19 protein-coding genes are annotated in these 22,878 nt (G+C 62.1%); 5 read left to right on the top strand and 14 right to left on the bottom strand.

The genetic code is table 11. The annotated features are described in order from the left end of the window. The first annotated feature begins 133 nt into the window (after positions 1-133). The 4 genes from JYG32_RS38405 to JYG32_RS38390 are packed head-to-tail and all read left to right on the top strand — an operon-like array spanning position 134 to position 4,082. Entirely contained in the window at positions 134-1,159 is a 1,026-nt protein-coding gene (locus tag JYG32_RS38405) for a PLP-dependent cysteine synthase family protein (RefSeq protein WP_213267859.1), read from the top strand. A gap of 13 nt (positions 1,160-1,172) precedes the next feature. Beyond that, positions 1,173-1,838, top strand: coding sequence for a GNAT family N-acetyltransferase (locus JYG32_RS38400; protein ID WP_213267858.1), 666 nt, complete (start codon positions 1,173-1,175; stop codon positions 1,836-1,838). Beyond that, entirely contained in the window at positions 1,835-2,797 is a 963-nt protein-coding gene (locus JYG32_RS38395; RefSeq protein ID WP_213267857.1) for an amidohydrolase family protein, read from the top strand. The genes JYG32_RS38400 and JYG32_RS38395 overlap by 4 nt, the downstream gene beginning before the upstream one ends. Then, positions 2,784-4,082 carry a cytochrome-c peroxidase gene (locus tag JYG32_RS38390; protein WP_213267856.1) on the top strand — a complete coding sequence of 433 codons (1,299 nt, stop codon included), beginning with the start codon at positions 2,784-2,786 and terminating at the stop codon, positions 4,080-4,082. The genes JYG32_RS38395 and JYG32_RS38390 overlap by 14 nt, the downstream gene beginning before the upstream one ends. Positions 4,083-4,103: 21 nt before the next feature. Here JYG32_RS38390 and JYG32_RS38385 read toward each other — a convergent pair whose 3' ends face one another. The 7 genes from JYG32_RS38385 to JYG32_RS38355 all read right to left on the bottom strand — a co-directional run bounded on the left by JYG32_RS38385 (position 4,104) and on the right by JYG32_RS38355 (position 10,523). Continuing rightward, positions 4,104-4,541: a RidA family protein gene (locus JYG32_RS38385; protein ID WP_249744929.1), complete on the bottom strand. Its 438-nt coding sequence runs from the start codon at positions 4,539-4,541 to the stop codon at positions 4,104-4,106. Positions 4,542-4,557: 16 nt separating this feature from the next. Then, on the bottom strand, positions 4,558-5,637 hold the full coding sequence (locus tag JYG32_RS38380; protein WP_249744928.1) for a hypothetical protein: 1,080 nt from the start codon (positions 5,635-5,637) through the stop codon (positions 4,558-4,560). A gap of 188 nt (positions 5,638-5,825) precedes the next feature. Next, complete coding sequence (locus JYG32_RS38375) at positions 5,826-6,608, bottom strand: outer membrane lipoprotein-sorting protein (protein WP_174381090.1); 783 nt, start codon at positions 6,606-6,608, stop codon at positions 5,826-5,828. 112 nt (positions 6,609-6,720) lie between these two features. Next, positions 6,721-7,869 carry a DJ-1/PfpI family protein gene (locus tag JYG32_RS38370; protein WP_213267855.1) on the bottom strand — a complete coding sequence of 383 codons (1,149 nt, stop codon included), beginning with the start codon at positions 7,867-7,869 and terminating at the stop codon, positions 6,721-6,723. Positions 7,870-7,928: 59 nt separating this feature from the next. Further along, on the bottom strand, positions 7,929-8,273 hold the full coding sequence (locus JYG32_RS38365; protein WP_249744927.1) for a FixH family protein: 345 nt from the start codon (positions 8,271-8,273) through the stop codon (positions 7,929-7,931). 151 nt (positions 8,274-8,424) lie between these two features. Beyond that, positions 8,425-9,816 (bottom strand): ABC transporter permease, encoded by a 1,392-nt coding sequence (locus tag JYG32_RS38360; RefSeq protein WP_213267854.1) that lies wholly within the window; start codon positions 9,814-9,816, stop codon positions 8,425-8,427. Beyond that, positions 9,813-10,523, bottom strand: coding sequence for an ABC transporter ATP-binding protein (locus JYG32_RS38355; RefSeq protein ID WP_213268344.1), 711 nt, complete (start codon positions 10,521-10,523; stop codon positions 9,813-9,815). Before JYG32_RS38355 ends, JYG32_RS38360 begins: the two co-directional genes overlap by 4 nt. 304 nt (positions 10,524-10,827) lie before the next feature. Between JYG32_RS38355 and JYG32_RS38350 the strand changes: the two genes are divergently transcribed. Then, complete coding sequence (locus JYG32_RS38350) at positions 10,828-11,580, top strand: thioesterase II family protein (RefSeq protein ID WP_174381083.1); 753 nt, start codon at positions 10,828-10,830, stop codon at positions 11,578-11,580. 52 nt (positions 11,581-11,632) lie between these two features. Here JYG32_RS38350 and JYG32_RS38345 read toward each other — a convergent pair whose 3' ends face one another. The 7 genes from JYG32_RS38345 to JYG32_RS38315 form a co-directional block, all read right to left on the bottom strand. After that, a complete protein-coding gene (locus tag JYG32_RS38345; RefSeq protein WP_433960880.1) occupies positions 11,633-15,658 on the bottom strand; it encodes a DUF3683 domain-containing protein in 4,026 nt (1,341 codons plus the stop codon). 81 nt (positions 15,659-15,739) lie between these two features. Then, positions 15,740-15,988, bottom strand: a complete 249-nt coding sequence (locus tag JYG32_RS38340; RefSeq protein ID WP_174381302.1) for a hypothetical protein — start codon at positions 15,986-15,988, stop codon at positions 15,740-15,742. A 13-nt stretch (positions 15,989-16,001) separates the two neighbouring features. After that, on the bottom strand, positions 16,002-16,781 hold the full coding sequence (locus JYG32_RS39390; protein ID WP_249744926.1) for a helix-turn-helix domain-containing protein: 780 nt from the start codon (positions 16,779-16,781) through the stop codon (positions 16,002-16,004). Between the two features lie 1,258 nt (positions 16,782-18,039). Then, entirely contained in the window at positions 18,040-19,416 is a 1,377-nt protein-coding gene (locus JYG32_RS38330; protein WP_213267853.1) for an MATE family efflux transporter, read from the bottom strand. After that, positions 19,413-20,450 (bottom strand): cysteine synthase family protein, encoded by a 1,038-nt coding sequence (locus tag JYG32_RS38325; protein WP_213267852.1) that lies wholly within the window; start codon positions 20,448-20,450, stop codon positions 19,413-19,415. Before JYG32_RS38325 ends, JYG32_RS38330 begins: the two co-directional genes overlap by 4 nt. Before the next feature lie 2 nt (positions 20,451-20,452). Continuing rightward, positions 20,453-21,835 carry an alanine racemase gene (locus JYG32_RS38320; protein WP_249744925.1) on the bottom strand — a complete coding sequence of 461 codons (1,383 nt, stop codon included), beginning with the start codon at positions 21,833-21,835 and terminating at the stop codon, positions 20,453-20,455. Further along, positions 21,829-22,875 carry an ornithine cyclodeaminase family protein gene (locus JYG32_RS38315; protein WP_213267851.1) on the bottom strand — a complete coding sequence of 349 codons (1,047 nt, stop codon included), beginning with the start codon at positions 22,873-22,875 and terminating at the stop codon, positions 21,829-21,831. The genes JYG32_RS38320 and JYG32_RS38315 overlap by 7 nt, the downstream gene beginning before the upstream one ends. Between the last annotated feature and the right edge of the window lie 3 nt (positions 22,876-22,878).

The raw sequence follows: 22,878 nt of genomic DNA, 5'->3' as shown, positions 1-22,878 counted from the left end.
ACAGTTACAGACCCGGGGCCTCGGTCACTAAAGTCGCGCTGTGACAGCAGTTCGGATCACACGCGTCCGATCGCGTCGTGCAACTCGCGAACGACGCACAAGCCACCGTCAACCAGCTGGTCGGAGATTTCGAATGTACGCAAACAGTCTTGTCGAACTGATCGGCGATACGCCGCTGCTTTATCTGAAGAGCCTGTCGAATGAGCACCGGCGAATCCGCGTGTACGGGAAGCTCGAGTGCTACAACCCCGGCAACAGTGTCAAGGACCGGAGCGCTCTCCAGCTTTTGCGCCAGGCGGAGCGCGATCATGGCCTCAAACCAGGCTGGTCGATCGTCGAATCGACGTCGGGCAACATGGGGCATGCGCTCGCCATGCTTTGCGCAACACGGGGATATCGCTTCATTTGCGTGCTCGACCCGAAGACACCGAAGACGAACTCGAACCTCGTTCGGGCATTCGGTGGAGAGGTGGAGATGGTCGAACAACCGGACGAGACCGGCAGTTTTCAGAAGAAGCGAATTGCAGTCGCGAAAGCGATCGCCGCGAGCGTGCCGAACTGCGTCAACCTCGATCAGTACAACAATCCGGCCGCCATCGATGCCCATTACTACTCCACCGGACCGGAGATCGTTTCCCAGCTGGCCGACCGGCTCGACGCCGTGATCGTGTCCGCCAGCACCGGCAGCCATCTGAGCGGAATCGCGCGCTATGTGAAGGAGCGTGATCCGTCGACCCGCGTAATCGGCGTCGAACCCGACGGCTCGGTCGTGTTCGGCGGCACGTACCGACCGCATCTGCAGAATGGCGCAGGTCTCAGCTTCCAGCCCGGCAACATCCTGATTCATCTCGTCGACGACACGATGCGCATCGAAGATCGCGATGCATTCGTCGGTTGCCGCCGTCTCGCGCTCGACGAAGGGTTGTTGCTCGGAGGTTCTTCCGGCGCGATCGCGCAGGCCGCGCACCGCTACATCGCGACCTTGCAAGGCCCGGCCAACATCGTGTTGGTGCTCCCGGACGGCGGAACCAAGTATCTGGACACGATTTACGACGATCAATGGCTTATCGATCATGGCCTCCAGGCAGTGCTCGACGAACTTTGCAACACCGCGATGCCGCCACGCGCCGAAAGCGCCGTGGCCCTCGAAACCATGTGATCCAGGAGCACCAATGAAAGACTCCATCCGTACCCAGCTTGCCGACGGCGCACAGTACCCGATCGTGTTGCCGAAGGCCGACGTCACGCATGTCACCTATCGTTGGGCGAACACCGTCGACGATGCGCTGGGTGCGCAGGTCATCGAGCTGATGCGACGCACGAGCGAGGGCGCACCGATCATCGGTTTCGCTGAAACCATCACGGATGCGGAAGCGATCCGCTACCTCGATGAACTGCGCTCGAATCTCGCCGCGGAGAAGGTGCGTCTACTGACGATCTTCGCCAGCACGGCACAACTGATCGGCCTGTGCACGTTGCGCCGCAACCTGAACCCGAATAATCGCCACATCACAGATCTCGCGAAAGGCATGATCCACGATGCCTATCGAGGCGGTGGTGTGCTGCCCGCCGCATTCGTTGAAATCGCGCTGCAATGCGATCTGGACAATGTCGAACTGGTGACGCTCGATGTGCGCGACGGCACGCCCGCGCATCGGGTCTGGGAGCATTACGGCTTCCAGACCTGGGGCACCTTGCCGGATTACGCACGCGCAAACGGGAAGGTTCATGCGGGTCACTTCATGATGCAGCGCGTCGGAGACCTCAAGGAACGTGCACTCGGCATGCTCCTCGGCCGCGAGGCCGACCGTACTGTCGCAGCCAAAGCATCGGTATGAGTGATCCAATCTACAGCGGCCCGATCATCGACTCGCACTGCCACATCGCATCGACGCGCTTTATTCCGAGCGCGTTCCTCGAGGGTCTATGCGCCAACGTTCATGTGCGGCTCGTCGCAAACGGGGTTCGGAAATCCCGCTCGGAACTCCTTGATACCTACCTCGCGAAGAGCCAGGACCACTTCGGCGACGCACTGGCAGTCGACATGGCGTCGGCCGGTATCGAACAGGCCGTCCTGCTACTGCCCGACTTCACGTACGTGATGAAGAGCGACCTCACGATCGCCGAGATGTACGCCGAGCATCATGCGATTCTGCAGCGCCACGGTGAGCGCTTCCACGTGTTCGGCGGAATCGATCCGCGTTGGGGTGCGGACGGTGTCGCATTGTTCGAGAAAGGCGTGGTCGAATACGGCTTCTCCGGATTGAAACTCTATCCGCCCTGCGGCTACAGCCCAAGCGACAAGATTCTCTACCCTCTGTATGAAATCTGTCGCGCGCACCGACTTCCGGTTCTGCTGCACGTGGGTCCGACCAGTCCGACGCTCGAATTCGCGTACTCGCACCCCGATCTGCTCGACCGCGCCGCGTTCGATTTTCCCGATGTGAACTTCATCCTCGCGCACGGCGCCGTACATCACGTCGATGCGTGCGTGCGACAGTGCGCGTATCGACCGAATGTGTATCTCGACATCAGCGCGTTTCTCGGTTCCCAGCATCCTCAGGGTTGGTCGACCGCCCTCGCGGAGCTGTTCCGCATGAACATCAATCACAAGATCCTGTTCGGCACCGACTGGCCGGTCTTTCGCAATTCGGGGGGCCATCGCAAGGTGATGGAACAGTTTCTGGCCCCCACTGGTCCGCTGGCGGCGGTCGCACCGGTGCAACGCAAGTGGTTGATGTCCGGCAACACACGCGCGCTGCTGCCGGCACCGCGCACGATCGATGCGATCGCGTGACTCGGGCCGGCGCGTGCGCCGGCCGTCCCGCACGCGTTGCGGGCTTGCGACCGCCGCAGTTGTCGCCGCAACGCTTGTCTGGAGTGCATGGCCCGCCCACCCGTCCGACGCGGCGACCGAAACTGCCGATACGCCGGATCGCTGGAGCACCGACGAGCTGGCGCTGCTCAAATCGATGCGCCAGCCGTCGAACACCCCCGCAAAGGCCGATCCTTCGAATCGGGTCGCGACGTCCGCGAACGCGGCGCGGCTCGGCAAACGGCTGTTCACCGATCCGCGGTTCAGCCGCAACGGTGCAATCGCTTGCGCCAGCTGCCACGCCGTCGACCGCCAGTTCGAGGACGGGCGACCACTCGCGATCGGCCTGGGCACCGGCGTGCGCCGCACGATGCCCGTTGTCGGCGTGGCCGGTTCTCCATGGCTGTTCTGGGACGGCCGCAAGGACAGTTTATGGTCGCAAGCGATCGGGCCGATCGAGGATCACAACGAACACGCCGGCACCCGGCTACGCACCGCACATGTGCTTGCCGAGCACTATCGCGGCGAATACGAGTCGTTATTCGGACCATTGCCCAACCTGAGCGCGTTGCCGCGCGACGCGGGTCCGCTCGGCACCGACATCGAAAAGGCGGTGTGGCGAGCACTCGACGAACGCACGCGCACCGACGTGTCGGGCGTGTTCGCGAATCTCGGCAAGGCGATCGCGGCGTACGAAGCGACACTGCAGTACGGGCCGTCGAACTTCGATACTTACGTCGATGGTGTCCTGACCGGCGACCCGGGCAAGCTCGCGGTGCTCACTGCTGTCGAAAAGGCAGGGCTGCGCGTATTCATGGGCAAGGGTCAATGCGTGACGTGCCACACCGGGCCGATGCTGAGCGATCGTCAGTTCCACAACATCGGCGTACCGCCGCGCGGCGGAGTGGCCTCCGATACCGGCCGCGCGGCGGCGGTCGACAAGGTTCTGCGCGACGAATTCAATTGCATGGGACCGTTCAGCGACGCAAAACCCGAGCAGTGCGAGGAGCTGCAGTTCATCTCGACCGACGACCCGCAGATGCTTGCCGCGTTCAAAACGCCGAGCCTGCGCAACGTCGCACTGCGACCGCCGTATATGCATGCGGGACAATTCGCGTCCCTTGAAGCAGTGATGCGGCATTACGCGGACGCGCCGGCTGCTGCGATCGGGCATAGCGAACTGAAGAAAATCGCGTTGTCGGAGGAAGAACAACGGCAGCTCGTCGCCCTGCTCGGCGCTTTCTCCGGCCCCGTCGTCGAGCGCTGAGCGGCCAGCTCGCGTCGCACATCAGCGGGACGCGTCGCGAACGGCTACGCCCATCACCTTCACCCTGCCGCCGAATGGCAACGCGGCCGCCTGGTAGACGGTTCGCGCGGGCCGACGATCGGCAGGGAACAGGTCCGCGTATACCTCGTTCACCTCCGCAAGCGCGCCGATGTCGACGAACGCGATGTCGACGAATACCAGATCCCGAGGGTCAAAACCTGCCGCGTCAAGTGCGCTGAACAGGTTCGCGAACGCGCGTCTGGCCTCTTCCGCGGGCGTACCGGGCACATAGCAACCATCGGCGTCCAATGAAAGTTGACCGCTAAGGTAGCAGGTGTCGTTTGCGACGACCGCATGACTGATCGGCGATGGCCATTGCGGCAGTCCGTTACCCGACGTAATGTAGCTTTTCATGAATTTCTCCTCGATGTGTATGGCGCCACGCGTCGCGCGAAACATGCGCATATCTTCCGTGTCATAAGTAGTGCTTGACGAGCAGCTGCCAGAGATTCGACTGCGGCAACGCGCCGAATTCGGTTGACGATGCGCCGGCGTTGATCTGCCATTGCAGTGCGACATCGGTACGAGCGAAGTGATAGCGCGCTTCGAGCCAGGTGAGCCTGCTGCGATCCGCGAGATTCAACCTGACGAAACCGGACAGATCGAGACGCTGGAGCCATGCATCTTGCCATCTCACCATCGCGAAAACCCCGTCGCGCGTGACGGGGTCTTGCTGCGCGGCCGCCAGCGTCCGGTACGCGGCGTAGCTGGCCGGGGAGCCGTTGCGCAGCGCCTGCCAGCCTGCACGATCGAGTGCTGCGCCGTCCCGGTCATACTCCAGCGTGACGGACAGATTGCGAGACGTCGTGCACGTCACGCCTGTTGCGAGCTTCCAGCGAAACGCGACATCGCTATACGGGCGTCCGAGCGCGCGAGCAAGAGTCGACGGCCCTCGGCCTCCGGACCATTCCGCGTATCCGACACACGCATTGTTCACGAGATGGACCAGATTGACGCCGAATTGCGGTGAACTGCCCGGTTTTCCGTCGTCATAGATCACGATCTGCGGTGACAGGTCCGATATCACGTGCTGGCTGAATTGAAGCATCCAGCGCGTGCGCTGATTCGTTGCGCCGAAGTCCGGCGAGAACGACACGTCGGTTGCGCGATCCGCGATGCGCGGCGCGACAAGCGCGCTAATGGAGCCGTCTGCCCATAATTGTTGACCGCGCAACATCACGGTGCCGAGCCGGTTCTCTCGCAGGCTCGCGGGATCCACCGATGTCGCGGAGCGGACCGCGTTGTCGCGAAAGAAGTCGGTCGGGTTGTAGCCGGTGGCGACTCCAAGCCTCACGTTGACGCGGCCGGCCTGCATCAGTGTCTTGCCGCCGCCCGCACGACCGTCCACGTACAGTTCCTTCAGCGTGTTGATGGCACCGGAGTCATCGTCGAAGCGTAGCGGACCGTTCAGGTCGAGTCGATCGGCGAGATTGATGCCCCAGCCGTTCGAGAGCGCATGGCGCGCGGTCAGGTCGAGCGACAGGCGCGTGGCCATCCGCGTACCGCCTGGCCGCAAGGTCGCGAAGCGCAGGCCTGGTTCGATGCTGAACTGGTACTTGCTGTCGTCAACCGTCTGCACCGGTGTCGCGTCGGCGAGCGCCAGGCCCGCCTCTTCCGCGTCACTCGCATGGCACGTGCTTGCCGCGCCGGCCAACGCAATGCAGACGATGCTGATTCGCTTCATCATTCCGGTTGGAAACGCGCCATGAAATCGGACTGGAACCAGGCGTCCGGAATCTCGCGCGCGACATAGTCCGCATATCGCATCACGGTCACGAGATTCGGATTGAGCCCGTCGATGATAACGATCTCGGTTGGCCGCAGCGCGCCGAGTTGTTGCTGATAGCGCCGATAGAATGCCGTCTTGAGGAGCTTGCCGCTTTCGCTGAAGAAACGTGCCTTCACCGGACGCGAGTCCGTCGCGTCGATCCACATTTCGATCGAGTGATACGTCATGTCGGACACGCTCTGAACGAGCTTCAACCGGTATGCACGGCGCGTCTGGCGCTCACCGTCCTGCACCTCCTCCTCGGCCTCGATCTGCGCGCGATACCCCTGCGCGAAATTGACCGTGACCACATCGCCGTTCGACGCCTGCCCGAGCAACCGTTGCTGCGGCGAAATGCGGATCGTCGCTTTGCTCGCGGGATCGAAAAACCACAGGTCGTTGCCGCTCTTGAGCATCAGCTTGTTAGCGTCGCGTGCCGGCGCGGCGAACCGGATCAGGCTGCGAAACTGACCGCTCGCCGGATTGATCCGCGAATAGGCGGTAAGTGCGTTCGAATCCGTTTGCTTGCCGTCGGTGTATTGCGTCAGCGTGACGCTCAGCGTGAACGGTTCGCTCGGGTTGCGAACGGCGTCGCTCGCGGCAAGGATGCGCTGTGGATCCGGCGCGGCTTTTGCGGCACTGCAGGCGAGTGCCAGGATCACGGCAGCGCACAGGCGCGCCATCGAATGCGTCTGCATCGGAATCTCCGGAGCAAATACGGAATGACTGGGACGAGCGCGGCTCTCCACCCGGGACGAGTGGAAAACCGACACGCTTGGGGACGAATAAGTCGAAGCTGCGGTGCGCTGCTCAGTAGCCCGGATATTGCATCTGCAGTGCAACCCATGCGGCCGTGCGCTTGCCGAATTCAGACGAGATCGCATTCAGCGACGCGTCGAGCGCATGCAACGGATAGCGCGTGATCGGTGCGGACAACATACGCGTCGGCGCGTCGACACCGGCAACGCGGTCGGGAACGATTGTCAGTCCGCGCCGGGTGCGTACAGGTTCGCGATTCGCGGCAACCGTGTAGGCCGTCGAGCGGAATGTGGTCGAATACGCGTCAGCTTCGAGCACGAGAGCAATTTCGTCGACACCCGGTGCGATCGGAATGCCGAAATCCTCATGTGACCAGAACGACACATAGTTGGTCGCGATCGTCGCCATCGCCGGCAATCCGAGGTTGAAGCGATCGCTTGCGATCTCGGATGACCACGCGGGGCGTCCGAGTCGCTCGGCGACCTGCAGTGCCCGTTCGCGGCCGGCGAGCGCTTCGACGAGTGCAAGCGACACCGGAATCGTCGCGGTGACGCCGGTCGTCGTGACGACCTTGCCATCGGCAACGTAGCGCTTGCCTTCGACCCAGCGCGTATCGACAAACTTCTTGCGGAGGTCGCTCATCGAGTACCAGTGCCCCGTTGCGCGGCGGCCTTCCAGCAGACCCGCGCGTGCGACGACCCAGACGCCGTCGCACACGCCGATGATCGTCGCCCCCTTCTTCGCCTGCTCGGCGACCCATGCAAGCAGCGCCGGATCGCTGTCACGATGCACGGCCGGCACGATCACATAGTCCGCGCCTTCGGGCACGCGCTGGTCGAACTGCGCGGTGGTTTCGTCCGGAATGACGTTCATCGGTGCCGGGAACATCCGGATGGGGCCAGGTTTCGTTGCAAGTGCGACGAGATCCGCCGCGCCCGATTCGGCGACGATCCCATACGGGACTACGTAATCGGTCAGCTCGGTATAGTAATTCTCGCCAACGACGGCGACGATCGGGCGCGTGCGTCCGAATCGCGGCTGATAGGCGGGCAGCCGGTCTGCGCGTGCGGCAACGGGCGCGGCCGCGGCCGCGGCGGGTGCCGACGCTTCGTTCGCCGGGCCCGCATGAGCAATACTCGCGATACCAGATGCAAACGGCGCGAGCAGCAACATCATCCAGTACAGCATGACTCTTCGCATTGAAGCTTCTCCGTGAATGGAATTCATCCAGTAAACAGGCATGGCGCCCGTTTCGATCGTCATGACGCCACCGCTGGCGGCAATACGACGTTGAACGTCACGTCGTCGCCGCCCTGCGCGTCCCGTACCTTCAGCGTGATCGTCCACCACCCGGGCATGCTGAACTTCATCCCTTGCAGCCGATACACGCCATTACCGTCATCCGGAACGACTCGAGGGCGCGTCGGCAGACCGTGCCCGTGCTGAGGCATCCCGCCGCTCACGTCGATGCGCGCACCGCGCACGGGCTCGCCCGACGCACGGTTCACGGTGACGGTCCATGCATGGATCTGGTTCAGTGGCGGCGGCGTCGTCGGCGGTTCGAGCGTAACGACGTATGCGCCTGCCGCAGTCGATTGCGTCAACGACAGATTCAGGCCCGCGGGAACCGACTGCCCGGCGGGTGCGCCGCACGCACCGAGCAATGTGAAGCAGCTCCCGGCGAAGGCTAGCATGACAAACCGCCGACGAATTGATTTCACAGTCATTTCATTCGTGCAAGATCTGATCGTTCGATCACGCATAGCGGAGCGCATCGACGATCTCCATTCGGGACGCACGGCGCGCGGGCAGCAACGCGGAGAGCATCGATACCACGAGCAGGCCGATCGCGGTACCAACGATCAGATCGTTCTCGCCCCACACGCGAATGATCAGCGGCACCGGCGAGCGGCCCGGCGGTGTCCACGTAAGACCGCTGAGGTTGACGACACCTGCGAGCATCGCTGCGCTGGCGACGCCGAGCACTGCGCCGATCCCGCCGAGCAGCAACCCTTCGCACAGGAACAGGCGACGCACGCCGGTACGGCGTAATCCCATCGCGCGCAGTGTGCCGATCTCGACCGTGCGCTCGAACACCGCAGTGCTCATTGTGTTGCCAACAGTGAATAGCACGATCGCGGCGATCAGCAGGGCGACAAAACCGAACAGTGTCGTGAACATCGCAAGCGCCTGGCCGTAGAATGGATTCAGCACGGTGTAATCGACCACTTCCGTGTCCGTACCGGTGAATTTGGTGTTCAGCAGCGTCTCAAGTCGGGCCTTCGCGGCGGGCAAATCCGCGGTGTGGCTCAATTGCACGACGATCGCCGTGGCCTTCGGCCGCTCGTTGCCGTAGACGAGCCGTTGCGCTTGCGCGAGATGCAAGCCCACGTACATGTCGTCGTATTCCTTGATTCCCTGCCGCTCGGCCTTCACGACCTGCAGTTCCGCGACGTTCGGCGCACCGCGCGCGGTCGCTGCAAGCAGTTCGATCCGACGCCCATCCGTCGCGGCGGACGGCGCGTCGCGCATACCGTCGGCGAGCGCCGCGATGTCGGCCGGAAGCGGCGAGGCCTTCGCCGTGTCTGCGGGCTTCTTGGGCGGCTTGCAGTCGGGTACCTTGAGCGGTCCGCACAGCTCGAGTACGCGCGCGAGGCCCGTACCGATCACGGCTGCGTCGCCTGCCGTTCCGGTGAGCGCCATCGGTGGAATCGTCACCGGAAAGTGATAGTCGTTCCATGCGCGCATCCGATTCTGGTCGTCGACACGCATGCCGAGCGCGAGTGCGGTGCGCGACAGCCCCGCGTCGAAGTTGCCCGCAATACCCTGCAACTGCAGCGTAGGTGTCGCGACGAGCACCATAGGCGCCAGTGCCGGGTCGGCTTTCACCGCATCAATGATCGCCTCGTAATTTTCGATCCCGTACTCGGAAGGATTACCGCTCCCGAACTCGTAGAACCCCTTGCGTTCGATCTGCATGTGGCCGCCGTACTTCACATAATCGGTTTGCAGACCATACGTGATGTTGCGCGTATAGCCGCCGAACAGCAGCACCGCATGGGCGCCGACGATCATCGCAAGCAATGTCGTGATCGAACGGCGACGGTTGCGCAGCAGGTTGCGTAGCGCGAGCGAAAATGTCTTCATGCGAACGCCTCCTGTGCATCGGTGCGCGTAACGGTGGACACGCTGCCGTCGACAATATGGACTACGTCATCACCAGCCGCGAGCACCTGCGGATCATGCGACGAAATCACGAACGACACGCGCCGCTCCCGTTGCAGCCGCCGCATCAGCGCGATGATCTGCTGTCCGGTCTTGCTATCCAGATTGGCGGTCGGCTCATCTGCCAATACGAGGTTCGGCGACGCGACGAGTGCGCGTGCGATCGCGACCCGCTGTCGCTGACCGCCAGACATCTGCCCCGGCCGGTGATGCGCCTTGTCCGCAAGGCCGACCGCATCGAGCATGTCCCGCACGCGGAGCGCGCGCTCGGACTCGGTCAGTCGCGAACCAGCGAGAAGCAGCGGATATTCGACGTTCTCGTGTGCGGTGAGCACCGGCAGCAGATTGAAGTTCTGGAAGACGAAGCCGAGCCGGCGAGCCCGAAAGTCGGACAGTGCGTCGTCCGACAAACGACCGACCTCCTCGCCTGCAACGACGATGCGGCCGCGATCCGGTCGGTCTACACAACCGACGAGATTCAGCAACGTCGACTTCCCGCTGCCGGACGCACCAGCGATGACAGTCAATCTTCCATCGCGGATGTCAAGCGTGACGTCGTGCAGCGCGGTCACGTTGACGGAACCCATCAGGTATGACTTCTCAACGGCTTCGAGTATTACGGCGTTCATGGTCTCGATGTACGAAGTTGGCGGCCCGCGACAGCAACGCGCAGGGACGATCGCGCAGCGCAGAATACCAACTTGCGTGTACGGAAAAACCTGTTCGTTGGGGCAGCGGCCAGGGGCGGCTCCGATGCCGGGAAGTGATGTCCCTTCCGGATTTCGTGAGCAATCACGACCGGTCTGGATCGTCAACCTGTACCGTCGGACGGCACACGTCACCAGCCCTTCCGATTACGCTGTGCCGGCATCGGAGCGCCGCGCCGGGTCGGTTCGCGGCCGAGCCCCGTCACGACTTCCGTTCCGAATCGGCATGCCAGTCAAGATAACGCCCTGGTTCATCCTGCATCGCCCGCAACCCGCCGCGACTCATCGGCTGTTCTGCTTTCCGTACGCCGGAGCCGGCTCGCTGCTCTATCGACGCTGGGCGCTTGACCTGCCCGGCTGGATCGAAGTCGTTGCGGTCGAACTGCCGGGACGCCAAACACGCTTCGCGGAAGCGCCACCCGCATCGCTCGACGCCATGGTGGATGCATTGGCAATGGCTGCGGGCGGGCTCCTTGACAAGCCATTCAGCACATTCGGTTACAGTTTCGGCAGTGTTGTCGGTATCGAATGGTTGAGGGAGCTCGGCCGACGCGGGCTTCCTGAGCCGATCCACGCGTTCTGCGCAGCACACCGTGCACCGCATGTTGCACCTCGTCCGTTATCGATTCATCGATTGCCCGAACCAGACCTTATCCGTTGGCTGAAGACGATGGGCGGAACGCCAAACGCGTTGCTGTCGGAGCCCGACTGGCTTCGGCACTTCCTGCGAGCGCTACGAGCCGATCTGGCACTCGCCGAAGGATATTGCCCCGATACGCCGTTCACGTTGCCGTGCGGGCTGACCGTATTCGGCGGCCTGCGCGATCCGCATGTCGATATCGACGCGCTGCGCGAATGGCGTCACTACAGCGACGGGCCCTTCACGCTTCATCGGTTCGACGGCGATCACTTCTTTATCCATGCACGGGAACGCGAGCTTCAGGATCATGTCGTTGCGACGTTGACCGCCAGCGCATAGGCTCAATCCAAAAAAACCGGCCGCATCTGTTTTTTTCGACGAGATCCTCCGCTCACAGCATCACGCGCTCGATCCCGCCATGGTTCGCACGTGCGACATAATCGGCCATCCAGTTCTCGCCGAGCACCTGGCGCGCGATCTCGACCACGATGTAGTCGGCCTCGATGTTCGCATCCTCGTTGTAGCGCGACAGGCCCTGCAGGCACGACGGGCAGCTCGTCAGGATCTTCACGTCCGGGCCGGCGTTCGCGGCCGGTGCCGGTGCGCTCGCGCCGCCGGCCACGACCGGGATGCTGCGCAGCTTCGCCGCGCCCTTGCGGATCTCCTCTTCCTTGCGGAAGCGGACCTGCGTCGACACGTCCGGGCGCGTCACCGCGAGCGTGCCCGATTCGCCGCAGCAACGGTCGTTCTTCTCGATCTTGTAGCCGTCCTTCTCCGAGCCCATCAGCTCGTTGACGAGCTTGATCGGATCCATCGTCTTGATCGGCGTATGGCACGGGTCGTGATACATGTAGCGCGTGCCCGTCACGCCGTCGAGCTTCATCCCCTTCTCGAGCAGGAACTCGTGGATGTCGATGATCCGGCAGCCGGGGAAGATCTTGTCGAATTCGTAGCCTGCGAGCTGGTCGTAGCAGGTGCCGCACGACACGACGACCGTCTTGATGTCGAGGTAGTTCAGCGTGTTCGCGACCCGGTGGAACAGCACGCGGTTGTCCGTGACGATCTTCTCGGCCTTGTCGTACTGCCCCGCGCCGCGCTGCGGATAGCCGCAGCACAGGTAGCCCGGCGGCAGCACGGTCTGCACGCCGGCTTCCCACAGCATCGCCTGCGTAGCCAGCCCGACCTGCGAGAACAGGCGCTCGGAGCCGCAGCCCGGGAAGTAGAACACCGCTTCCGAATCGACAGTCGTCGACTTCGGGTTGCGGATGATCGGCACGATCTTGTTGTCCTCGATGTCGAGCAACGCGCGCGCCGTCTTCTTCGGCAGGTTGCCCGGCATCTTCTTGTTGACGAAGTGGATCACCTGCTCGACGACCGGCGGCTTGCCGACGGTCGCCGGCGGGTGCTGCGTCTGCTTCGTCACGACCTTCTTCAGCATGTCGTTCGCGAAGCGCTGCACCTTGTAGCCGACGCCCATCATCACGCCGCGCGCGATGTTGATCGTCTGCGGATTGGTCGCGTTCAGGAAGAACATGCCCGCCGCATTGCCGGCGTTGAATTTCTTCTTGCCCATCTTGCGCAACAGGTTGCGCATGTTCATCGTGACGTCGCCGAAGTCGATCTTCACCGGGCACGGCGTCGCGCACTTGTGGCACACCGTGCAGTGGTCGGCCACGTCGTTGAACTCGTCCCAGTGCTTGATCGACACGCCGCGGCGCGTCTGTTCCTCGTACAGGAACGCCTCGACCAGCAGCGACGTCGCCAGGATCTTGTTGCGCGGGCTGTACAGCAGGTTCGCGCGCGGCACGTGCGTCGCGCACACCGGCTTGCACTTGCCGCAGCGCAGGCAGTCCTTCACCGAATCGGCGATCGCGCCGATGTCGGACTGCTGCATGATCAGCGACTCGTAGCCCATCAGCCCGAAGCTCGGCGTATACGCGTTGCGAAGATCGGCGCCGTCGAGCAGCTTGCCCTTGTTGAAGCGGCCGTTCGGGTCGACGCGCTGCTTGTACGCGCGGAATTCGGCGATCTCGTCGTCGGTCAGGAACTCGAGCTTCGTGATGCCGATCCCGTGCTCGCCGGAGATCACGCCGTCGAGCGAGCGCGCGAGCTTCATGATGCGTGCAACCGACGCGTGCGCGTCCTGCAGCATCTCGTAGTTGTCGGAGTTGACCGGGATGTTCGTGTGGACGTTGCCGTCGCCGGCGTGCATGTGCAGCGCGACGAACACGCGGCCGCGCAGCACTTGCTTGTGGATCGCCTGCGCTTCGTCGAGGATCTGCTTGAACGCGCCGCCGTTGAAGATCGCGCGCAGCTCCGCGCGGATCTCCTGCTTCCACGAGATGCGGACCGTGCGGTCCTGCGTGATGTGGAACACGGTCGCGCCCGGCTGCTCGTCGGCACGATCCGCGAACTTCTCGGCCAGTGCCTCGTAGCCGAGCTGCACGAGGTAGTGCTGCGCCTCGCGCAGCGGCTGGTCGAGCCGGTCGCGCACGAATTCCCAGCGCGCGCGCACGCGCTTGAGCAGCTCCAGCGCCTGCTGGACACGGTCTTCGAGCAGCTCGGCGCTCGGGATCTCGTTCGCGTCGTCGGTCTTGCCGAGCGGCAGGTTGCCGCCGCGGAAGAACGCTTCCAGCGCGTCGACGAGCTGCAGCTTGTTCTTCAGCGACAGTTCGATGTTGATCCGCTCGATGCCGTCGGTGTACTCGCCCATCCGGTTCAGCGGGATGACGACGTCCTCGTTGATCTTGAACGCGTTCGTGTGCTTCGCGATCGCGGCCGTGCGGCTGCGGTCGAGCCAGAAGCGCTTGCGCGCCTCCGCGCTGACCGCGACGAAACCCTCGCCGCTCTTGCCGTTCGCCATCCGGATCACTTCGGACGTCGCGTGCGCGACCGCATCGGCATCGTCGCCGACGATGTCGCCGATCAGCACCATCTTCGGGAATGAATTGCGCTTGCTCTTGGTCGCGTAGCCGACCGCGCGCAGATAGCGCTCGTCGAGGTGTTCGAGGCCCGCGAGGATCGCGCCGCCCTGCTTCGACGTCTCGAACAGGTAATCCTTGATTTCGACGATGCTCGGGATCGCCTCGCGCGCCTGGCCGAAGAATTCGAGGCAGACGGTGCGCGTGTGCGCGGGCATCTTGTGCAGCACCCAGCGCGCGGACGTGATGAGCCCGTCGCAGCCTTCCTTCTGCACGCCCGGCAGGCCGGCGAGGAACTTGTCGGTCACGTCCTTGCCGAGCCCTTCCTTGCGAAAGCGCCGGCCTTCGATCTCGAGCATCTCGGTGCGCAGCAGCTTCTCGCCCGGCGCGTATGCGCCGTCGAACCACTTCAGCTCGAAGCGCGCGACCGCGATGTCGTGGATCTTGCCCTGGTTGTGCTCGTGGCGCGTGACTTCGAGCCAGTTGCCGTCCGGGTCGACCATCCGCCACCAGGCCAGGTTGTCGAGCGCGGTGCCCCACAGCACGGCCTTCTTGCCGCCCGCGTTCATCGCGACGTTGCCGCCGATGCACGACGCGTCGAGCGACGTCGGATCGACCGCGAACACGTAGCCGGCCGCCTCGGCCGCCTCGGTCACGCGGCGCGTGACGACGCCCGCGCCGGAGAAGATCGTCGGCACCTTGTGCGCGACGCCCGGCAGCTCGGTCAGCTCGACCGCGCCGAGCTGTTCGAGCTTCTCGGTGTTGATCACCGCGGAGAACGGCGTGAGCGGCACCGCGCCGCCCGTGTAGCCGGTGCCGCCGCCGCGCGGGATCACGGTCAGGCCGAGCTCGAAGCAGGCCTTGATCAGTGCCGCGATCTCGGCTTCGGTGTCGGGCGTCAGCACGACGAACGGGTATTCGACACGCCAGTCGGTCGCGTCGGTGACGTGCGACACGCGCGACAGCCCGTCGAAGCGGATGTTGTCCTTCTGCGTGCAGCGGCCGAGCGCCTTGGTCGCGCGGCGGCGCAGGTCGGCCATTTTCGCGAATTCGTCGGCGAACTCGTTGACCGCACGCTGCGCGGCGGCTTCGAGCATCTCGACGCGCAACGCGCGCTCGCGGCCCGCGCCACCATACTGGCCATCCACTCGCACGCGGCGACGCCTTGCGATCTCGGTCAGCCGGTCGTGCAGCGTGCCGACCAAGAACGCGCGACGCTTTCGGTTATCAAGCAGGTCGTCCTGCAGATACGGATTGCGGCGCACGGCCCAGATGTCACCCAGCACTTCACAAAGCAGCCGCGCCGAGCGGCCCGTGCGGCGTTCGGCGCGCAGTTCGTCGAGCACCGACCACGCGTCTGCACCGAGCAGGCGGATCACGATCTCGCGATCGGAAAACGACGTGTAGTTATAGGGAATGTTGCGTGAAGGCTCGTGTATTCCCGCTATTGCCCGAACACAATCGAACAAATGTACGGTTGGCAGTCGGGCATTCATTGGAGTCTATGGAACGAATGGTGAAGCGGTCTAAAACAAGGCTCAGGAAACCGGGAACGTATCCGGACACAAGCAGGCGAACTAAACGGAAATGACCGTCCGGATCAGATCAAACGCGCTTTTCAGGATCATCGCTGTGGCCACGCCGACCAATGGGGGCGCGAGTACACCGGTGACGCAGAGCAAAACGCGGCCGAAAGGCGGCAGGCCTGGACGCTTCCACGCGATGTAAACCGCCGCCGGTGGCAAAAAGAGAATCGACAAAATGTATGCTTTGTACGTAAATCCGTGACGCGCGACAAACGCCTTGACCTTTTCCTTGAAAGACATTCCTGAACTCCCCCTAGATCAATCCCAGACGGCTGACTTTCGCCACCGCTTGTGCCCTGTTCGAAACACGCAGTTTTTCGTATACGTTGGTCAGATGGAACTTGACCGTCCTTTCCGACATGGAAAGTATCCGACCAATTTCCCAGGCGGTCTTGCCTTCGACTACCCATTTAATTACGTCGGATTCCTTTCTCGTAAACTGAATTCCCTTCGAGTCATTGCAGGATTTCTGGTCAAGATCCGCCGCGCACCGTTCCGCACCCATAAGGCTCTGCCCCATGATCTTCTGACTCAACGCGGTATGTAAATGCATGGCAATGAAGGTTAGAAGAAGCGCCGAGTGCAATGTCGCGCCTTCACACTTCAACTGCAGAACGGTCCGGGTAGCCGTCGAATCGCCCGGCGGCGCTCCGATACAGGCGACAATACCCTTTCCCCGCATACATAACGCAAGATCATTGACAAACGCATCGCACTGCGGCAATCCGGCATCGAGATCGTGCCAATGAAATGTATGGTCCTGACGGTTGGACAGCGCGAAGCAACTCAAATATTGGTCAATGTCAATCGCGGCGCCGAACAGAGTCAAACCTCGCCGGGTTCCGGCGACGTCATTTGCCACACCGTAGCGATAGATCAACCCATGAGAAGCTGTATCGCCGCTTCCGGTATGCAAAATCAAACACTTGTCGAACGGAATCACTCGTCCAATTTTTTCCGCGAGTTGATCGATCCCCTCGGTCAAGCCGTTGGGGCGAAGAATCTCGCCGATGATGCGAGAAAAGGTCTCCAATTTGCCGGGCCCTTATGAAAAGACAAGATTCGTATGCATTGGTACGCCCTGGCAATCGACTTTTGATTTCCCAAAGTGTCAAGGCCATAATGGGCTACTGATCCACCACAATTTTTACTCGGCGCGCCATCACCGCGACAGTGAGCAATGGCATCGTCAAATCGATCGCCACTCACAAACACGTTCTTGGAATGAATAATTTGACAGCGAATGCAGACAAACACTCGCCCCGCATACCATTAACGTCCGCAATATTAAACCGTTAATTATTAACAGCGTTGCTCACAAGAGCCGATGACAGATCGATTTCATCCATCCACGCCGTGTCATATTTTATTCATTCAGTTCCAACATCCGAACCGGCGGCTACCGGTACAACCCACCGATTAACCTTCGCGCTTAGATTCCACGCTCTAAATTTGACGTTGCGCAAGTATATCGGAGTACAGAAGACAAAAACATTACTCATCGAAAAAATATGTAATGAAGCTTTCTTGCGCATTACTCTCAAATGGAGCACACCACATCAATAACTCGTCACAAAGGCGCATGAAATTTCAAAAAAGACGATTATATTCGCCATTCAGACTAATCTGCAGTGCAGCGAAGCCGCGAAACTTTCTAATTCGCTCGAGTTTCAATTTCACTCATTCGCATAGTTCCATCAATTATTCACACCATCGGAATCAGTGACATTCAATCATCGCAACGATCAGGCGAGCGCAACAATGTTGAAGGGAGTCCCATCATTTTTATACAGCCATATTCCCCTGCTCTTGTGGATCCCGGCAGACAGTCGACACCGACAGTCAATCGACGTATGTAATCGGCACTCCATTCGAGCGACCGCGAACGGTCACTGTAATGACTTGCGCATCTCGTAAGCGGCTACGTCACCGAGGGCATGACGACGTCTTTGCTGCACACCGGTAGCGGTTGCAAGAAGCTGCGTTGTCGTCTTTGGTGGATAGGACATGCGGGCCATTAAGCGCTCGAGACCCGCTCGCCATCCATCCAGAAGTCCGGGGGTCGTCTCGCGACGCACACCTGTCCGTAACCGAGCAGCAGGCACGGCACTCGCGGCAGCGACAAACGCCCTACGGTCGGCGGTCGATGGTGTTGGTCCATCACCGCCGGGCACCGGCGCTCAGGCACGATCGGTGCAATCCGGCGACCGATGCGTCCGATACGGTGCAGTACTACGAGTATTCGCGTATCGACCCGTCACCTGCCCGCACATCGGGACCTTTCAGCCTGTTCACGAATGCCCCGTGCGAGTACGTTCCGTCAGCTCTCGAAGATTGCCCTCAAACTTGTGAAGCAGCATCGACGCCGTTGCGGCAAGCCCGATCGCGAGTCCGCTCCATATTCCGTAGATGCCATACCCCAGCAGCACACCGGCCGCCCATGCGACAGGTAGACCGATCATCCAGTACCCGACGATCGAGATACGGAACGAGCTTGTCACATCACCGAGGCCCCGCAAAATGCCGACACCGATGTTCTGGCTACAATCGAAGATCTGCAGCAGCGCCGCGATCGTCAGCAGTCCTCCTGCGAGCCGCAGGACTTCCGCACTCGCGGCAACGCTGTTGTCGAGGAATGGCGCAAGCACACGGGTCGGTGTGACGAGATACGGCAGCGCAACGATCAGCATGGCCCCGACGCCGAGCGCGAGTCCGGTATAACCGAGCCGCCGAGCGCCGCGATAGTCGTGCTGCGCGCACGCGTGGCTGATGCTGATCGATGATGCATGAGACAACCCGACCGAAATCATGAATACAATGTAAATCACCTGATTGACGATCGTCTGGGCGGCGAGCGCATCGGTACCGAGCGTTCCGATCACGAGCGTAAGGACGGTGAAGAACGCCGCTTCCGACCCATACGTGGCAGCGATCGGAAGCCCCATTCTCCACGTTCGCGCCAATGCTTCGGCGTCCGCGCGCCAGACAGCGAGCGACAGGTTTTCGGCCAGTTCCGGCCGGCGCTTTGCGATCGTGAGAAACGCAATGAAAGAGAGCAGGTACACACTGCTGGTTGCGCAGGCAATGCCGATCAAGCCGAGCTTCGGGAAGCCGAACCGGCCGAACATCAACGCGTAGTCGAGCGCGGCATTTACAACAATCGAAACGATCGTGATCACCAGTAGAGGCCCTGGCTTGCGCAAGCCGACGGTATATTGCCGAAGCGTCTGGAACCACAGGCACGGCAATATGCCGGGTGCGGCAGCCGCAAGATAGAACGAAGCTTGCCTTGCAACATCAGGATCTTGCCCGAGCCAGACGAGCGGCATTTCGATACACAGCATCAGTAGCGAAAACACCAGTGCCGCAAGCGTCGATAGCGCAAAGCCGGCGCGCCCCAACCGCAGGATTTCCGCGTGAGCTTGCTGGCCGTTGGCGAACGCGACCAGATTGCCGGTCCCCGTCACGAGCCCGGTCCCCATTGTCCGAAACTGATTGAAGATCGTCAGTGCGAGACCACCGGCGGCAATCTCGCGAGGTCCAAGCATTCCCATCATGACGATGTCGGTCGTCGTCAGCGCCACCTGGGCGAGCTGCGTGAGAACAAGGGGGGCAGCGAGCACGCCGATTTGCCTGGCATCGAGCCAGACTTGTCGATGAAGTTTCATACGGCGCGGGAGAATATCGGTTCGAGTTCGCGGGCGACAGACTCGTCGAGCAGATCTCGCTCGCGCATCCACTCGTCGTTAAACACCGTGTCAAGATACTTCTCGCCGCCGTCACATACCAGGACGACAAGCGTCGAATTGGCCGGCAACGAATCGAGCATCTTCAGTGCATGCCAAATAACGCCGCCTGCCGAGCCGCCGACGAGCAGCGATTTCTTGCGTGCGATGTAGCGGGCGGTATTGAATGCGGCCGCGTCCGTCACTTTGACCCCTTCGTCGAGTAGCGCGTAGTCGACCAATGCACCAATCTCGGCGCCAGGCGGTGTCCCGGTGCCGGATTGGTAATAGGATCCACCTTCGCCGCCGAATGCGATCGAGCCGACCGGTTCGACACCGACGACACGTGGCGCGGAGCCCGTCGCGAGCAGTTCGCGCGCGGTGCCGAAAAGCGAGCCACCGGTGCCGACCGAACCGACCAGGAAGTCGATTCGGTCGCCGAGAATTTCGCGCAACTCGTGCGCCAGCCCGCGATAGCCGTTGCCATTCGCCGGATTGTTATGCTGCTCGGTCCAGATGCTGTCCGGGTCGTCGGCTGCCATTCGCTCGGCAAGCGCCTCCCGGTCCACCGTCGCGAGTGCTTCGCCATCGCTCACGTAGACGAGTTCCGCGCCGAACGCCTGCATCGCGCGCAGCTTGTCTTTCGACGCGTGGCAGTCCACGACTGCGGTAAATCGGTAGCCGCGCTCGGCCGACAACAGCGCCAGGCCCATACCCGTGTTGCCGGAGGTCGATTCGATCACGCGTCCGGCCGGCCGCAGGCTTCCGTCCTGCTCCGCTTCGTCGAGCATCTGCCTTGCCATCCGAATCTTTGCGCTGCCGGTCGGATTCGTCGATTCCAGCTTGAGCAGGATGCGCGCTCCGTTGGCGCCGCGAATCAATTCGAACAGCGGCGTGCGGCCGATAAGATCCGATACTTTCGACACGATCGCGGGCATGGTCATCGTGGCTTGTTCACCGAGAAAACGTACATTCATGGTCAGGCTCCGGAGATCTGGAAATGGCGATCGACGCGCCAACGCGGCCGCGTACCGTCGAGCGTTAAGACAAGCTTTGGCGGGAGCGGCAATTCGTGAAATGGAGACTCGTTGGAATCCATCTGATAGCCAGCCGTGTTTGGGTAGATCAGAAGATCGCCAGGTTCCGGACGTTGCTTGAACGCGATCTTGCGCCAGGTCAGCATGTCGGAATCGAGGCAGCTCGCGCCGCCAACACACGCGCGATAAGGGCCCGCCGCACGCGGAGATTGCGACGATTCGCGCACGGGCATCAGCAACTCCGGATCGGGCAGGAATTCGCTGGCAAACCATTGCTCGGAAACACTGAAGCTCGTGCCGTTGACGGTCGCTATCCCGTAGTCGCCGCAATCCTTCACGCCCTGCACGGCAAAAACCGTGAATCCCGCCTGATCCAGCAGCGCGCGCCCCGGTTCCAGCATGACTTGCAAGCCGTGCTCACGTACCAGTTCGGCGAACGACGTTGATTCTGCATCGGGAATGCCGGCCAAAATGGCATCGAGCATCTGCGCGCCACTGCACGCCGAGTAATACGGATAGAAGCCGTCGAATACCTTGTTTGCGTGGTAATCGCCCGCGCCGTGTGCGCGCTGGAATGCGCGCCAGTCGTCCTCGCTGGCGTACGACATCGCAAAGCCGCCGCCGATGTTGATCGTGTGTGGCGCAAGGCCGAGCGTTCGAGCGGCAATGCACGCGCGCAGCGCGATCCCCGCCTGATTGCAGCGGGCCGTTGCACTGTAACCAGACAGATGGAACGAGAACCCTTCCAGGACGACCGCCGACCGCATCGCGGCACACGCCGACAGCGCCAAGCTGAGCGCCTCGGCACTCAGCCCGAATCGACTCTCGTTTTGCACACCTGGCGCCATGCGCAGCAGAACACGTGCGACGCGATTCGATTGCCGCGCAATCGCGGTCAGACGATCGAGTTCGTCGATACTGTCGACCGCAATCAACGCATCGTGCAGGATGGCGAGCCGTAGCAGCGCACTCGCCTTTGCGGGACCGGACACGCCGATGTCGGCTCCGCACACCCCTGCGGCCAACGCGTCGGCGAACTCGCCCGCACTCGCGACGTCGACGCCGATCCTCGCTTCTGCCGCCATATGCGCGAAGCAGCGCGCCTTGTTCGCCTTCTTCGCATAGTACACGCGCCCGGGAACCCGATATCCGTCGAGCACGCGCTGGAACTCCGCGACATTGCGGGCGAATCGCTCTGGAAACAAGAAATGGACAGGCGCGTCAAAGCCGTCCGCAAGATCGCGGATCATTGCCTGATGCCCGTCCACGAAATCGCGCAATGCCGGGTCCCACAACGCGGGCAGTCGGGGGATGTCGCTCACCATAGTTCGACTTCCTCGCCGAGCCCTTTCACCCGAGCCGCGTCGGCCAACACGCGCCCGAGCGCGATGTCGGTCACGATCATTCCGCTGTTGAACGCGTAGACGATGTCGCCGTCATTGCGCCGTGCCGGCTTACGGCCGAGCAGTATGTCCGGAAGCTCCGCATCGACAGCAGGAAGCTTGCCGGTTTCGTCAACGAGGTCGACGCCGGTCACCGACATCTGTGCCTCGCTGGTCGCGATCCGGTAGTCGGCGCGATGCAGCGCATCGGCGTGAATCCCGTATCCGACCAGCAGTGCAAGAGAGCCCGGCTTCAGCGCCGCGTGACGCACCGTCTCCGGTACGCCGGCGCCGGCCACGCCAAGCACGATGTCCGCCTCCGTCGCCGACGCAGCGAGATCCGTCGACACCTCAATGTCACGGTCAGGGTGAAAGCGCTTCAGCGTACTGCGGACGGCATCGATTCCCGATTCATAGTGGCCGTGTACGATCACCCGCTCGATGTCTGGCAGGGCGGTTAACAGGAACGGCGCCGCCATACGACCCTGCGTTCCGGTGCCGACGACAAGTGCCGTTCGGGCATGCGGCGCGGCTACACGCGCGATCAAGGCCGACACGGCCGGCGTACGCAGCGACCCGACCAGGCTGCCGTCCATCAGTGCAACGGGCATGCCGGTTTCATCGTCGAACAGCAGCAATGTCGTGTAGTACTTCTGTAGTTCGCGGTTGTGTTCGGGATCGTACTTATACGAAGTCTTGAATCCGACAGTTTTACGCCCACCGTCTCGGCCTAGCATCGAATACGCAACCGAATGCTTGTCGTCCGGCTGGCTCATCAGCTTGCGCGGATTCTCCGATTCGCCGGTACCCAGGCCAAGGTATGCACCCTCGACCGCCTCGAGCACCATCGACGGGTCGTAGTCGAGTTCGTCGATCGTGTGCTTGCCAAGCACGAGCAGCCTTGACGGTTGCGTCGCAAGCCGCGGTCGTACGTCCGCGTCAGGTTTGGTCGCACCGGGCATCGCTAATGTCATCGTATTCATCCG

This window comes from Burkholderia pyrrocinia, assembly GCF_018417535.1.
Lineage (GTDB): Bacteria > Pseudomonadota > Gammaproteobacteria > Burkholderiales > Burkholderiaceae > Burkholderia > Burkholderia pyrrocinia_E.
The sequence above is the reverse complement of the archived record's forward strand: the minus strand, read 5'-3'. Positions and strand labels throughout refer to the sequence as shown.